A 13,997-nucleotide genomic window follows, 5' to 3' on the forward strand; every position below is an offset into this window, starting at 1 on the left:
ACCTTTCGTTAATCAACCTTTCGCACTTGATGATGGCGAAAAATAAAGCTGCTCAATAATACTAATATAATCAATTCTTGGCGCGTATCCAAGAGAAATCGGATAAGCTGCTTCCTCTAACTCATCTTTTCGAATGGATTTTCTGCCGTTTTTTTCTTTTCTTTCCCAGAAATAAAACAGCCTATCGGCTTCTAAAAAATAAACCTGGCCGAAAGCGGATATAATAACAAAACAAATACCGTCTTGAGCCGTTACCTGCTTCATATGCTCAATTTGATGGTCATGGAAATTCTGCAGGGGGAAAGAGGTTTTGTTTTTTGTCTCTTTCGCCTCAAAGTCAATGTACCGCCCTTTATAAATTCCGTTATAATCTGTTGTCGATGATTGTTTAAAATAGGCTTCTTTTATGACTGCAGCGCTTCTTTTTGGATAATGGACATTTACAATTTGAACAGGTGTCGGCTTTTTGTGTATCACGGCAATTTGGTTTGTCAGATAATACTTATTCGTTTCGTTTAAGTCATCTTCGAGGGTCATTCCGCGATTACTGTAAGATGGCGCTCTTTTATGACTGTTTTGGGATGAAACCGGATGTTTCGGCTGAAACGTTTTTCCGTTAGGATACCGAATCACTTTCTCATCCTCCTTATTAAACTATTAGTGACGGAAGTGAATGAACGTGCAAGAACAACAGGCCATCAGAAAGCTTCTTCGCCGAATTGAACGGCAGACGGCAGTCGAAAACGCCGATAATATTTCAAGAACGAATGCTTACAAAGCATTCTATGACCGTCATCCAGAAATTAAATGGTCACTCTTAGCTTCCTTCGTTTCACGCAATGCCGGCTGGTCAATGACTGATTTAAAGGGCAGTCTGTTTCAGCTTGGTCTGCGTGAGTCACAGCAAAGGTGGTTCTTTTTGGCCTACGAGAGAGCGAATTGGCTCATCTTTTCAGATGCCTATCCGCAGCTTCTTTTGTACCACTGGTCTGTAAAAACTGGGAAGCCCCTGTTCAACTATCTGCAATTGTTTGGCGTATCACAATTTATGACAGAAGAGTGGACCCGTTTTTGGCATGAACGAAACACGGAGCGGCTCATGTATGCTCTCATTATAAATGAACAAAACACTATCCAAACACCTATTATACAAAATCCTTCGTTCAAAAAGAACGTTTTTGGCACGATTCCTTTTTATTTAAGTGACTGGTTTCATTTCAACACCGTTATTTTTCCTTCTTCAGACGGCATTCTTTACGGTATTTCGGCCAAGCGTTTTTCTAAAACCGAAGAAAGGATAAGGCTCGGAAAACAGCTGTCACAATTGCTGTTCAGTCCGGAACTGTTTTCCTCTTTTTATGACTTTTTGCACACAGTGCCGCATACAGGCTCCCGTTTTGATATGGAAAAAATGATCGGAATCACAAAAAGGACATCTCCTATGCTAAGGACATGCTACCCTGAATTAACTCACTCATTAGACGGAAAGAAAACAGATTGGTTTCATGGAAAGATAAAGAAAGGCCTCTTTGCACGGGAGGCATTGCCGCGGCAGATAGAATTGACCGACTGGTATGTAAATAAAAAACGTCAGCTGCATGCGCTCTTTGCGGTGGAGCATTGGCTGAAGAAATAAAAGAAGCAAGGAATTTCCTTGCTTCTTACGTAGAAGGACGGTTCGGGCCGCCTAGTTTTTTATCTAAAGAATCAACTGCTTTTGATTCCGTCTTTTTTTGCTGGCCGGCTTTTTTCGGTCTAGATTTCATACGGCACCTCCTCACAAGTATCGTGTGCATTAAGCGTGAGGATCATACAATTTTTGCGTGTCTTTTTGTCGAAAACTTCAGCTTTTCGTGGAATACCTGTTTGTTTGGCGATTTGCTTCTAGTTTTGTCATGCGGAAGGATTGCGCCGTGCGAGCAAAGAATTTAACCGGGAGAGAAGAGTAAAGGGAGGAACACAAATGTCCGGTTACGTAAGCAAGACAGATATTCTCCGAATGCTTTCTGATATAGAAACTGAAATAAACTGTGCTGAACAGAGCCTTAGCCGTTCTATAGATGTATTCGAGGCTGAAATGCGTGAAACGGAGGACGAACGTTTGAGTGTTCTGGAAGAAGAAATCATGGATCTTCATATATGTATAAACGAACTGTACCGATCCCCTCAAGAGAGGTATGCTGTGGACAAGGTATACCGTATCGGCTGAATTTATGAGCAAAATTTGGTACGATAAGCTATGAGGTGAAGGATGTTGCAACCACAAACATTGCTGAAAGTTACCGAGCAGATGATTGAAGCCGCTGAAACTGGTGCTGCACGATATCAGGAAGGGAAAGAAAATAACCATTCGTACGATTTTTTTGAGACGATAAAGCCTGCTGTGGAGGAGAATGATGCCCTGGCAGCTCACTGGGCGGAAGGGACGCTTGAATTTATAAAGGCTCGCCGCCCGAAATATGTGCATGCTGAGCAAATAGAGACCGCAAAAGATAATTTCCTGGAATTGATTCTTCAGTCATATGTTCATCACATTCATAAAAAGCGATTCAAAGACATCACTGAATCAGTCATTTACACATTGCAGACAGTGAGGGATGAAATTGCAAGTGAAGACAGCCAATAAGGCTGTCTTCATTTTTATTATAGGGGGCCGGACATTAATTCAGCTCATATGCCGGGCTTTCTGCTCCATTTGCTTCCAGAACCTTCATACTGTTACGAAATTCAGTTGCGTTGAGGTGTCCTTGAATATAGAGGAACTTGGCAAAGTCCATCAGTTTATTCACACAGTCTGTTTCATATTTCTTCATTTCTGCAAAACGTTTGCTTAAGTATGATACGTTCATTATGGTGCATCCCCTCTCATCTGTATTGAAAATATGGTATCATAATGATTCGACTTTTTTCTGTTTTTAAAAAATTTAAACTTTCGACACAATTTGACAAACACGCTTGATGGCATCAGACACAAACAAAAGAAATGATTCATACATATATAGGAGAGAAACTGTTGAGTCTAGGGGGGAAATCGCAATGAAAAGGAGACCTCAAAACGATCCTCGGCAATTGGGTTATTATTACCCTCAGCAAGTGCAGGGATATTATCAGCAGAATGCGCCTGTTCATTTTGAACAGTACGTTCCGCAGCATTACGGACAACAGGAGTTTTATCAGCCGTATATTCCGCCTCAGTCTATGCCTATGCAGCCGCCGGTATTTCCTAATCCTTATCCTATTCCGAGACCGAATCAGCAGCAGCCTTCACAGGTTCAAAGTATTATGTCACAATTCAAAAAAGCGAACGGGCAGTTTGACTTTAATAAAATGATGGATACGACAGGCCAAGTCATGAGTGCCATGAATCAAGTCGGCTCATTAATAAAGGGATTTACCAGCTTTTTCAAATAACAGAAGCATGAATGAATCAAATCATTCATGCTTATTTGTTGGGAAGAAAAGCGTCATTGTCTGCTCACTCCATGACGTTACCATTTCTTCCTTGTGTACCTCATAAGGCAGCTGTACGGTTCTTGTCATGCTTGTTAATGTGGAGGCGTTTTGCTCCTTCTGTTTTTCCTGAAGCGTTACATGGAGGTACCGGGACTTAATGTCGATGAGAATCTCGCCATCTCGAAACGTTGCTGGAATTGTGATATCGACATACAGCCCGTCATCACTTTCTCTGACGTCTATCGTTGTCTGTACATCTTTGAAACTAGAGTCGATCAAGTTTTGAAAACCATGTAAAAGATTTCCTAATGCAGAAGACTGAAACAGATGGTCCATTGCTTGATTGATGATCTCTTCTTTCTTAGACAATTCATTCTTTTTGTCATCTTTACATTCCAAATGAGCCACCCCCTTTTTTTATCAGACTATGCGTTTGTGCCGGATGTTGTTATAAATTGAAGCGAAATTGAAAGTGTGGTTAAATAGGTGGTGAATGAAGGGATAACGGTTGATGAATTGGAAGGGAGATAACACATTGCTGAAAAAATTATTCGGAATGGGAAAATCAGAGGAAAAAATTACGGAAGAGGTCATCTATTCTCCGGCAGACGGGACGGTAATGGATCTGACAGATGTGCCGGATCCTGTTTTTTCACAAAAAATGATGGGCGAAGGAATTGCAGTTGAACCCTCTAATGGTGAAATTGTTTCACCTGCTGAAGGTGAAGTGATTCAGCTGTTTCATACAAAACACGCCGTGGGCATCCGGACACGTTCGGGAATCGAGCTGTTAATTCACGTCGGATTAGAAACCGTAAATATGAATGGAGAAGGATTTACCGCTCATATTAAAGAAGGTGACAAAGTAAAGGTCGGCGACCCGCTCATCACGTGTGATTTGGAGTTAATAAAAGAAAAAGCGAGCAGCACAGTCATCCCAATCGTCATTATGAATGGGGAAGCTGTGGAAACAATAGAGCCTGCAGGCGAAAAGGCTGCACACAAAGGCGAAACAAAGCTGTTCACAATAAGAGCGAAATAAGCAGGGCGGATGCCTTGCTTTTTTGTTGTCCGATTGTATAAAATTTGCACCTAGCCATGCAAACAAATATTCGGTAAACTGTACTTGATAAAGAGGTGTAAAGAATGAAAAAGAAATCACTGACTGAACTCATTTCTGAATTGAAAGGAAATGAAAACGTTGTGAACTGGCATGAAATTGAGCCTCGTGAAGCAAGGACAAGGCCGATGCCTGAACGTATAGATGAGAGACTCAAAACAGCCCTTTCCAAAAGAGGAATTGATGCCTTATATACCCACCAATATGCCGCTTTTCAATATGTGCAAAAAGGTGAAAGCATTGTAACTGTAACGCCTACGGCATCCGGAAAAACATTATGCTACAACCTGCCTGTCCTGCAATCTATCGCTGAGGACGATACAAACCGGGCGTTATATTTATTTCCTACTAAAGCGCTGGCCCAGGATCAAAAAAGTGAACTCAATGAAATCATTGATGAGATGGGCATTGATATTAAAAGTTTTACATATGACGGAGATACATCTCCAGCGATCAGACAAAAAGTCAGAAAAGCAGGGCACATTGTGATTACAAACCCTGATATGCTCCACTCGGCAATTCTTCCGCATCATACAAAATGGGTGAGTCTGTTTGAAAATCTTAAATATATTGTGATAGACGAACTGCACACGTATCGCGGTGTATTCGGAAGCCATGTGGCAAATGTAATCCGCCGGCTGAAACGGATCTGCCGGTTTTATGGAAGTGACCCGATCTTTATTTGTACCTCGGCAACGATCGCGAATCCAAAGGAATTGGGAGAGCAGCTGACCGGAAACTCAATGAGGCTGGTCGATGACAACGGTGCACCAAGCGGACGGAAGCACTTTGTATTTTATAATCCTCCAATTGTTAATCAGCCGCTTAACATCAGAAAAAGCGCAACAGTAGAAGTAAACGAGCTGGCGAAAGAGTTCCTGAAGAACAAAGTGCAGACCATTGTTTTTGCCAGAAGCAGAGTCCGGGTGGAAATTATTTTAAGCCATATTCAAGAGCTTGTGAAAAAAGAGATCGGGACAAAGTCAATCAGAGGCTATCGGGGAGGCTATCTTCCGAAAGAGCGGAGAGAAATCGAAAGAGGGTTAAGAGAAGGCGAGATTTTAGGAGTTGTCAGTACGAATGCCTTAGAGCTTGGTGTTGATATCGGACAGCTGCAAGTGTGTGTGATGACGGGTTATCCTGGAAGTGTGGCAAGTGCATGGCAGCAGGCGGGACGAGCCGGCAGAAGGCACGGTGAGTCTTTGATTATCATGGTCGCCAATTCAACACCGATTGACCAATATATTGTGCGCCATCCTGAATACTTTTTTGACCGTTCGCCGGAATCGGCAAGAATCAACCCGGAGAATCTAATTATTTTAGTTGATCACTTAAAATGCGCTTCTTATGAACTTCCTTTTAAAGCCGATGAAGAGTTTGGGCCGCTGGACGTCAGTGATATTCTCGAGTACCTTCAGGAAGAAGATGTCCTGCACCGCAATGGGGAACGTTATCATTGGGCAAACGAATCGTTTCCTGCTTCCAATATCAGTCTGCGTTCGGCTTCACAAGAAAATGTGGTCATTGTCGATCAAACGGATATTGCGAATGTGAGAATCATCGGTGAAATGGATCGGTTTAGTGCGATGACGCTTCTTCATGATGAAGCGATTTATTTGCATGAAGGCGTGCAATTCCAAGTGGAAAAGCTTGATTGGGATCATAAAAAGGCTTATGTCAGAAGAGTTGATGTGGAGTATTACACGGATGCCAATCTGGCAGTCCAGCTGAAGGTGCTGGAAATTGACAAAACAAAAGAGAGGAGCCGTACATCCCTACATTACGGCGATGTTACGGTAAATGCATTGCCCACTATTTTTAAAAAGATTAAGATGACTACTTTTGAAAATATCGGATCAGGCCCTATCCATTTACCGGAAGAAGAACTCCACACGAGTGCGGCTTGGCTTGAAATCAAAACAATTGATGAAGACATTGGAGAAAAGACACTCGAACAGCTGCTTCTCGGCATATCGAATGTTTTGCAGCATATTGTCCCTGTGTATATTATGTGTGACCGAAATGATGTCCATGTCGTTTCGCAAATCAAAGCTGCCCATACCGGTTTGCCAACGGTATTTTTGTATGACCATTATCCGGGCGGAATCGGCTTGGCAGAGGAAGTCTTTACACGGTTTGCTGACATTAATGAAGCGGCTAAGCGGCTGATAAAACAATGTCCTTGTCATGATGGCTGTCCGTCTTGTATAGGTACTGAAATAGAAGGAATAAAAGCCAAGGAACGAATTTTGCAGCTGTTGGACCAAATGTCATAAGGAAAGGAGGTTAGGCATGTCGTTAAAAGGAAAACTCCAGCGTATGAAAAAGCATATGGTGCTGGAGGAAGCAGAACACAAGATAGAAGAGAATGGGACCTCAGACATTCGCTCTGATATACCGTTTCTTAAAGAGTGGGAGGCTTATGGCGTGAAGCCTTTCTTCTTTGAGAATGAATACTGTCTGATCAGGGAAGTAGAATATCCGCTCTCCCATCGGCACGGACATTACTGTTTTTCCGAGCTTGATGAAGTCATCGCGTTATGGAATAAAAGCAGCCTGTCGCATACACTATCTTCAAAAGGATATGAAAACAACAGCCTCTTTTTCTTTGATACAGAAACAACAGGTCTTGGCGGTGGAGCCGGCAATACGATTTTTTTGCTCGGCCATGCAAGGGTATATAAAGATCGAGTGGTAATCAAACAGCATCTTCTGCCCAAACCGGGGAATGAAGTCGCCTTGTATCAGAGCTTTTTAAGCGAGGTTGATATTACATCACTTGTTACCTACAACGGAAAAGCTTTTGATTGGCCGCAGGTAAAAACAAGGCATACACTGATTCGTGACAGAGTTCCGAAGCTCCCGGAATTCGGGCATTTTGACCTCTTGCATGGAGCAAGGCGTTTGTGGAAGCACAAAATGGAACGCGTGTCGCTTGGCTCAGTTGAAAAAGAAGAGCTTGGCGTACGCAGAAAAGAAGACACCCCGGGCTATTTGGCACCGATGCTGTACTTTCATTTTATTAAGGCACAGGAACCGGATCTTTTAAAGGGTGTGCTGCACCATAACGAGATGGATGTGCTGTCGTTAATTTCACTGTACATTCATATGTCAAAGAAAATTCTTTCCGCTTCTGATATGCCAAAAGAGCATGATGAAGCATACGCAATGGCGAAATGGTTTATGGCCCATAAGGAAACAGGCCAAGCAGTCAATCGGCTTGAAAGACTTAAAGAAAAGTCATTTGAAAATAAAGACAGAGCCCTTTTAGATTTATCAATGCTGTACAAAAAACAAAACCGCCTAGAAGATGCAGTCCCGCTTTGGGAGAAACTATCTCATTCTCAGCACCAAAAATGCAGGTACACTTCAGCGATAGAGCTTGCGAAATATTTTGAGCATAAGAAAAAGGAATTCGGGAAAGCTTTACATACAGTTGAACAATTACTTGCCGATGAGGCATCCTTATCAGAAAAAGAAACGGAAAATCTGCACGTGAGAATTACCCGTCTGAAGAGGAAATATTCCTCTTAAATATTCCCCGGGAAAGCGCAAAAGACGACTTCTTTCGCCATGAAATTTTTTTGCTGGATTCACATCGATTTTGTTGTAGAATACCGGCGAATCCTGTAAAATGACGTTAGTTATTTTTAAAGGGAGAGTTGGTATGTATAAGGGTGTTTTTTATTTGTTCTTCGTCGTTGTGTTTTTGATTGCTTTCGTATTTTCAAACTTTAAAGACAGCTTAATTGCACACTTTTAAAATAGGTCTTTGCATCAGAACATGTACCCTCTATTTTTCATAGCTTAGTATTGTAATAAAGTTTATGGAAAGGGGATTTTAAATCATGCATCACTGCAGACCGCACATGATGGCGCCGATTGTCCATCCTACTCATTGCTGTGAACACCATACGTTTTCAAAAACAATCGTGCCGCACATTCACCCACAGCACACAACAAACGTAAATCACCAGCATTTCCAGCACGTTCACTACTTTCCACACACTTTCTCAAATGTTGATCCGGCTACGCATCAGCATTTTCAAGCAGGAAGACCTTGTTGCGATTACTAGTATGGAAACGTGCAGCTTGATGGTGTAAACCAACGCAGCACATCAAATGGGGCCCAATGGGAGCCCCATTTTTTAAAGCAGGTGAAAAGATGAAAGTATTAGCAATAACAGGATATAAACCGTTTGAACTCGGGATATTTAAACAGGATGACAAGGCGCTGTATTACATAAAAAAAGCCATTAAGAACCGGCTGATTGCTTTTTTGGATGAAGGATTAGAATGGATTTTAATTTCAGGGCAGCTTGGAACGGAACTCTGGTCGGCCGAAGTTGCATATGATTTGCAAGAAGAATACCCTGACTTAAAGGTTGCTGTCATCACACCATTTTACGAGCAGGAAAAGAACTGGAAAGAGCCGAATAAGGAACTGTATGAAGCTGTTCTGGCCCAGGCGGACTATGAGGAAAGCCTGACTCATCGTCCGTATGAAAGCCCGCTTCAGTTCAAACAAAAAAATCAGTTCTTCATTGATAAGTCTGACGCGCTTATGCTTTTATATGACTCTGAAATGGCAGGTTCCCCAAAGTATATGCTTGAGACAGCGGAAAAAAGACGCGAACAGGATGGCTATCCGATCTACTTTATCACAATGGATGATCTGAGAGTGACAGTAGAGGAAGACAGCTTCTCATAACAAAGAAAGAGAAATTTGACAATCGTACAGATTTCTGAAAAAATATAAGATGATGATTCACGATACGAGGTGAAAAAGATGCTTGCTGATAAAGTAAAGCTTTCTGCGAAAGACATTTTGGAAAAAGAATTTAAAACAGGCGTTAGAGGTTACAAACAAGAAGACGTTGACAAATTTTTAGATATGATCATTAAGGATTATGAAACCTTCCATCAAGAAATTGAAGAACTGCAACAGGAAAATTTGCAGCTGAAAAAACAGCTTGAAGAAGCCAGCAAAAAACAGCCAGTGCAATCAAACACAACGAACTTTGATATCTTAAAACGGCTGTCTAACTTAGAAAAGCATGTTTTTGGCAGCAAGCTTTATGATTGATCTGCGCTTGTAAAAAATGGCGCTTGTAAATGACAATCAGTTGTTATATAATAATTCATGTTCTTAACGTTCGGGTAATCGCTGCAGATCTTGAATCTGTAGAGGAAAGTCCATGCTCGCACGGTGCTGAGATGCCCGTAGTGTTCGTGCCTAGCGAAGTCATAAGCTAGGGCAGCCTTGATAGGCTGACGGCAGGAAAAAAGCCTACGTCCTTTGGATATGGCTGAGTATCCTTGAAAGTGCCACAGTGACGAAGTCTCACTAGAAATGGTGAGAGTGGAACGCGGTAAACCCCTCGAGCGAGAAACCCAAATTTTGGTAGGGGAACCTTCTTGACGGAATTCAACGGAGAGAAGGACAGAATGCTTTCTGTAGATAGATGATTGCCGCCTGAGTACGAGGTGATGAGCCGATTGCAGTACGATGGAACAAAACATGGCTTACAGAACGTTAGACCACTTAAATTAAATGATGAAATCAAGCTCTCCCGTATAAGGAGAGCTTTTATCTTGATGAGAGAAAAGTTTTAAAAGACAGGGTGATACGATGAAGAAGTATACACTAATTGCAACAGCGCCGATGGGCATTGAAGCTGTAGTTGCAAAAGAAGTTCGTGACTTAGGATATGAATGCAAGGTTGATAACGGAAAAGTTATCTTTGAAGGAGATGCGCTTGCGATTTGCCGTGCGAATCTTTGGCTGAGAACGGCGGACCGTGTAAAAGTTCAAGTTGCTACATTTAAAGCAAAAACATTTGATGAGCTGTTTGAAAAAACGAAAGCGGTTAACTGGCGTTCATTTATACCGGAGAACGGGAAATTCCCTGTCATCGGTAAATCCGTTAAATCAACACTTGCAAGCGTTCCCGACTGTCAGCGGATCGTCAAAAAAGCGATTGTTGAAAAGCTGAAGCTGCAGTCCGGCAAAGCCAATGACTGGATCGAAGAAACAGGCGCCGAATATAAGGTGGAAATTTCTTTATTGAAAGATCAGGCGGTTATTACACTTGATACGTCAGGGACAGGCCTCCACAAACGGGGATACCGCGTGGATCAGGGAGGAGCGCCCATTAAAGAAACGCTTGCTGCCGCTTTGGTGCAATTAACAAATTGGACTCCGGACCGTCCATTTGTCGATCCTTTTTGCGGTTCCGGAACGATCGCGATTGAAGCCGCATTAATCGGCCAAAATATCGCCCCGGGATTTAACCGCGATTTTGTCTCAGAGGATTGGGAGTGGATCGGTAAAGATCTGTGGGACAAAGCACGTCTTGAAGTCGAAGAAAAGGCAAACTATGATCAGCCGCTTACGATTTTCGCCAGTGACGTAGATCACCGGATGGTGCAAATCGCAAAAGAAAATGCAGAGGAAGCGGGACTGAGCGAATTAATCGAATTTAAACAAATGCAGGTAAAGGACTTCACTACAAAACTTGAGTTTGGCGTGATTGTCGGAAACCCGCCGTACGGAGAACGTCTCGGCGAGAAAAAAGCCGTTGAGCAGATGTACAAAGAAATGGGACAGGCGTTCGAACCGCTTGATACGTGGTCTGTGTATATGCTGACTTCAAATGAAAATTTTGAGGAAGCATATGGAAGAAAAGCAACGAAAAAACGAAAGCTCTTTAATGGTTTTATTAAAACGGATTACTATCAGTACTGGTCTAAAGTAAGACCTCAGCGTAATAAAACGGAACACGCATAAAAAGAAGACGCTCTGGATGCGTCTTCTTTCATCTTTCAGCCATATTCTATCGTTACCAACGGTGCGCTTTCGCGTTACTTCTTAATATAATGTTGGTTTGGGACATTTCGGTGTGACCGTTTACTTGAGACTTAGAACGTTTAGGCCGCGTCCAATTGTGATGAAACAGTTCAGAATGCTGATCTAATCGGTCTTTATAACTCATGTCAACATCACTCCCTGATAGAATATTGTTGATAAGACGGATAGTCCATGACGGAGTATCGGATGTAGTTTGTGCACATTTCAGTGATAACATGCGGAAAGCATGTATATAAAATGAAAAGTTCGCATACAATGATGATTATTTCAATTAGAGGTGATCTCATGCTGAACAGCGAACATTTTAATCTCATTCAAAGGGCGCTTGACGCAACCGCAAACGAGCTGAAGGAGCTCAGAGCTGATGATGCGTCTCCGTCTGTGATTTCACATGCGCAAAATAATTTAGAAAAAGCGGTGGAACATATTCAATCAACAGACCATCCTTTTTTATCCTCGCATGTGATCAACCGAAAGTAAGTCACAAAAAGCTTGGCACTGCCAAGTTTTTTTATTGTATTCAGCGGCGGGAAATGATAATATTGATGGTCTGAATGCCGAATAGTTGGGGGTTGGAACTGGGTGACAACATCACGTTTGCCTTTTTCTTTAACGAAAACAAAGAATTTTTATGAAGAATTGAACAATTGGATTGGTGACGTGTTTTACGATATTCTTCCCGAAAAAGGGTTTGATCTTCGAGATGAGCAAGTGTTCATGGCTTTTCAGCTGGAACGGGCTTTTAAAGAGAAAAAAGTCATGTTTGCCGAAGCCGGAGTAGGAACGGGGAAAACACTTGTTTACCTTCTTTTTGCGATCAGTTATGCAAGATATGTCGGAAAACCCGCTATTATCGCTTGTGCTGATGAAACGCTAATCGAACAGCTCGTGAAAAAAGAGGGAGACATTTCGAAGCTGGCTGAACATTTGGATCTTAAGATTGACACAAGGCTATCGAAATCACATGAGCAGTATCTATGCTTGAAAAAGCTTGAAAAAACAATGCAGCGATCTGATGATGAAAAGTGGCTTGATCTTTATGAAGCTTTACCGTCATTTGTCCATGAGTCACAGGCCATGCAGCGGTTTTATCCATATGGTGACCGAAAGCAGTACGCTAACCTTTCGAATGAAGAATGGTCGCAAGTAAGCTACGACTCGTTTCAAGATTGCCTGACATGTGATATGAGACATAGATGCGGCTTGACGCTATCAAGAGATTATTATCGCAAGTCAACAGACTTGATCATTTGTTCTCATGATTTCTATATGGAACATGTATGGACGGAAGAATCGCGCAAACGGGAGGGACAGCTGCCGCTGCTGCCTGATCATAGTGCGGTTGTATTTGATGAAGGGCATCTGTTAGAGTTTGCTGCGCAAAAAGCATTAACCTACAGAGTCAAGCAATCAACTCTCGAATTATTTTTAGAACGTTTGCTTCAAAATGACATTAGAGAAGAATTTGCTGAATTGATAGAAGACGCACTTGCTGCAAACGACGAATTTTTCTATGTTCTTTCTGAAGAATCAAGAGAAGTTGCCGGGTCGCACCGTTTGGAAATAAAGAATGATCAGCGTGTCAAAAAGGCGGCGGACGAGCTGTGCCGTTTGCTTGATAAAATTGGTGAAGCACTCGTATTTGAGTCAGAAATGTACACCATTGATCAATACGAGCTGTCAGTCGTAGAGGAATACGTTGAGCAAATGGCGTATTCATTATCTTTATATCAAAAGGATGCGATCAGCTGGCTGGAGCAAAAGGAAGCGGAATCCACCTTTGTCGTGATGCCGAGAACAGTAGCAGAAGTGCTTGGCGAGAAAGTGTTTTCAAAGAAAATTCCGTATATCTTTTCTTCTGCAACGCTGTCAGAAGGCGGTTCGTTTGACTATATTGCGGACAGTCTGGGGATTCACGATTACTTATCGTTAACGGTTGATTCTCCTTATGATTATGACGAACAAATGACCGTTACCCTTTATGGGAAAACAGAAATGAGCGCAGAACAAAAAACAGCTCAAACAATAGAGACAATTAAGCACTATAAAGGCAGAACGCTGGTGCTCTTCCCGTCTTTTGAGGAATTAAACGAGTTTAAGGAGCTCGCAGCTGCTTGGGAGCTGCCGTATCCGATTTACTTTGAAGGCGACGAGGAAATCAGCAGCTTAGTAGAAAAATTCCAAGGGGAAGAGGAAACGGTTTTATGTTCAGTTCACCTATGGGAAGGGCTTGATATTCCTGGTGACGCATTGAAGAATGTCACGATCTGGTCATTGCCGTTTCCGCCTCATGACCCTGTATTTACGGCAAAACGCAACAGTGCGAGAAAAGACCCGTTTGAAGAGGTTGACCTTCCGTATATGCTGTTGCGAGTGCGGCAGGGGATTGGCCGTCTGATTCGCTCAAATCAAGACAGCGGCTCGATTCATATTTATGCGGGCGGAGAAAATGAACGCATCATTGATGAAGTGAAAAAGGTCTTACCTGTTGAACCGCATATGATGTAATCACGAAAAAGCTGATGATCCATGATCATCAGCTTTTTCATTTTG

General features: G+C 42.3%; 19 protein-coding genes and 1 other RNA gene. 15 read left to right on the forward strand and 5 right to left on the reverse strand.

All coding sequences use genetic code 11. The features are described 5' to 3' along the window. Positions 1-12 precede the first annotated feature (12 nt). On the reverse strand, positions 13-633 hold the full coding sequence (recU, locus tag KXD37_RS04305; RefSeq protein WP_044155259.1) for a Holliday junction resolvase RecU: 621 nt from the start codon (positions 631-633) through the stop codon (positions 13-15). A 40-nt stretch (positions 634-673) separates the two neighbouring features. Between recU and KXD37_RS04310 the strand changes: the two genes are divergently transcribed. Further along, positions 674-1,636 carry a DUF2515 domain-containing protein gene (locus tag KXD37_RS04310; protein ID WP_095713164.1) on the forward strand — a complete coding sequence of 321 codons (963 nt, stop codon included), beginning with the start codon at positions 674-676 and terminating at the stop codon, positions 1,634-1,636. Between the two features lie 25 nt (positions 1,637-1,661). Here KXD37_RS04310 and sspM read toward each other — a convergent pair whose 3' ends face one another. Further along, the gene (gene sspM / locus KXD37_RS04315) at positions 1,662-1,766 is read right to left on the reverse strand and encodes an acid-soluble spore protein SspM (protein ID WP_010334703.1); all 105 of its coding nucleotides are present in this window, start codon (positions 1,764-1,766) and stop codon (positions 1,662-1,664) included. A 197-nt stretch (positions 1,767-1,963) separates the two neighbouring features. Between sspM and KXD37_RS04320 the strand changes: the two genes are divergently transcribed. Then, complete coding sequence (locus KXD37_RS04320) at positions 1,964-2,209, forward strand: DUF5446 family protein (protein ID WP_095713163.1); 246 nt, start codon at positions 1,964-1,966, stop codon at positions 2,207-2,209. A gap of 45 nt (positions 2,210-2,254) precedes the next feature. Next, on the forward strand, positions 2,255-2,626 hold the full coding sequence (locus KXD37_RS04325) for a YppE family protein (RefSeq protein WP_024121830.1): 372 nt from the start codon (positions 2,255-2,257) through the stop codon (positions 2,624-2,626). A gap of 34 nt (positions 2,627-2,660) precedes the next feature. Here the strand turns inward: KXD37_RS04325 and KXD37_RS04330 are convergent, their stop codons facing one another. Continuing rightward, on the reverse strand, positions 2,661-2,849 hold the full coding sequence (locus KXD37_RS04330) for a YppF family protein (protein WP_101864425.1): 189 nt from the start codon (positions 2,847-2,849) through the stop codon (positions 2,661-2,663). Between the two features lie 187 nt (positions 2,850-3,036). Between KXD37_RS04330 and KXD37_RS04335 the strand changes: the two genes are divergently transcribed. Further along, complete coding sequence (locus KXD37_RS04335; protein WP_263463253.1) at positions 3,037-3,411, forward strand: YppG family protein; 375 nt, start codon at positions 3,037-3,039, stop codon at positions 3,409-3,411. A gap of 21 nt (positions 3,412-3,432) precedes the next feature. On the opposite strand, the gene KXD37_RS04340 is transcribed toward KXD37_RS04335, so the two are convergent. Continuing rightward, complete coding sequence (locus KXD37_RS04340) at positions 3,433-3,852, reverse strand: Hsp20/alpha crystallin family protein (protein ID WP_106020010.1); 420 nt, start codon at positions 3,850-3,852, stop codon at positions 3,433-3,435. A gap of 136 nt (positions 3,853-3,988) precedes the next feature. Between KXD37_RS04340 and KXD37_RS04345 the strand changes: the two genes are divergently transcribed. From KXD37_RS04345 to KXD37_RS04385, 9 genes are all read left to right on the forward strand, one after another. Beyond that, the gene (locus KXD37_RS04345; protein WP_106020332.1) at positions 3,989-4,495 is read left to right on the forward strand and encodes a PTS glucose transporter subunit IIA; all 507 of its coding nucleotides are present in this window, start codon (positions 3,989-3,991) and stop codon (positions 4,493-4,495) included. 104 nt (positions 4,496-4,599) lie between these two features. Continuing rightward, positions 4,600-6,849 (forward strand): ATP-dependent helicase MrfA, encoded by a 2,250-nt coding sequence (gene mrfA / locus KXD37_RS04350; protein WP_263463254.1) that lies wholly within the window; start codon positions 4,600-4,602, stop codon positions 6,847-6,849. A 16-nt stretch (positions 6,850-6,865) separates the two neighbouring features. Then, positions 6,866-8,107, forward strand: coding sequence for a ribonuclease H-like domain-containing protein (locus KXD37_RS04355; protein ID WP_263463255.1), 1,242 nt, complete (start codon positions 6,866-6,868; stop codon positions 8,105-8,107). Between the two features lie 100 nt (positions 8,108-8,207). Further along, entirely contained in the window at positions 8,208-8,336 is a 129-nt protein-coding gene (locus KXD37_RS04360; protein WP_003230707.1) for a hypothetical protein, read from the forward strand. Between the two features lie 85 nt (positions 8,337-8,421). Further along, on the forward strand, positions 8,422-8,649 hold the full coding sequence (gene cotD / locus KXD37_RS04365; RefSeq protein ID WP_081638329.1) for a spore coat protein CotD: 228 nt from the start codon (positions 8,422-8,424) through the stop codon (positions 8,647-8,649). An 89-nt stretch (positions 8,650-8,738) separates the two neighbouring features. Further along, a complete protein-coding gene (locus KXD37_RS04370; protein WP_024121823.1) occupies positions 8,739-9,284 on the forward strand; it encodes a DUF1273 domain-containing protein in 546 nt (181 codons plus the stop codon). Positions 9,285-9,362: 78 nt separating this feature from the next. Next, the gene (gene gpsB, locus KXD37_RS04375) at positions 9,363-9,659 is read left to right on the forward strand and encodes a cell division regulator GpsB (protein WP_010334692.1); all 297 of its coding nucleotides are present in this window, start codon (positions 9,363-9,365) and stop codon (positions 9,657-9,659) included. A gap of 66 nt (positions 9,660-9,725) precedes the next feature. Further along, positions 9,726-10,107: RNase P RNA component class B (rnpB, locus tag KXD37_RS04380), an RNA gene on the forward strand. A 98-nt stretch (positions 10,108-10,205) separates the two neighbouring features. Beyond that, a complete protein-coding gene (locus KXD37_RS04385; protein ID WP_202647425.1) occupies positions 10,206-11,363 on the forward strand; it encodes a class I SAM-dependent RNA methyltransferase in 1,158 nt (385 codons plus the stop codon). 52 nt (positions 11,364-11,415) lie between these two features. Here KXD37_RS04385 and KXD37_RS04390 read toward each other — a convergent pair whose 3' ends face one another. Next, complete coding sequence (locus tag KXD37_RS04390; protein WP_003153548.1) at positions 11,416-11,568, reverse strand: YpzG family protein; 153 nt, start codon at positions 11,566-11,568, stop codon at positions 11,416-11,418. A 161-nt stretch (positions 11,569-11,729) separates the two neighbouring features. Here KXD37_RS04390 and KXD37_RS04395 point away from each other — a divergent pair, with 161 nt between their 5' ends. Together KXD37_RS04395 and KXD37_RS04400 are read left to right on the forward strand one after the other, a co-directional pair. Next, complete coding sequence (locus KXD37_RS04395) at positions 11,730-11,924, forward strand: hypothetical protein (protein ID WP_103671822.1); 195 nt, start codon at positions 11,730-11,732, stop codon at positions 11,922-11,924. A gap of 102 nt (positions 11,925-12,026) precedes the next feature. After that, a complete protein-coding gene (locus KXD37_RS04400; RefSeq protein ID WP_069487325.1) occupies positions 12,027-13,952 on the forward strand; it encodes an ATP-dependent DNA helicase in 1,926 nt (641 codons plus the stop codon). Positions 13,953-13,997: the final 45 nt, after the last annotated feature.

The sequence above is a fragment of the Bacillus sp. XT-2 genome, from assembly GCF_025696525.1.
Classification (GTDB): Bacteria; Bacillota; Bacilli; order Bacillales; family Bacillaceae; genus Bacillus; species Bacillus halotolerans.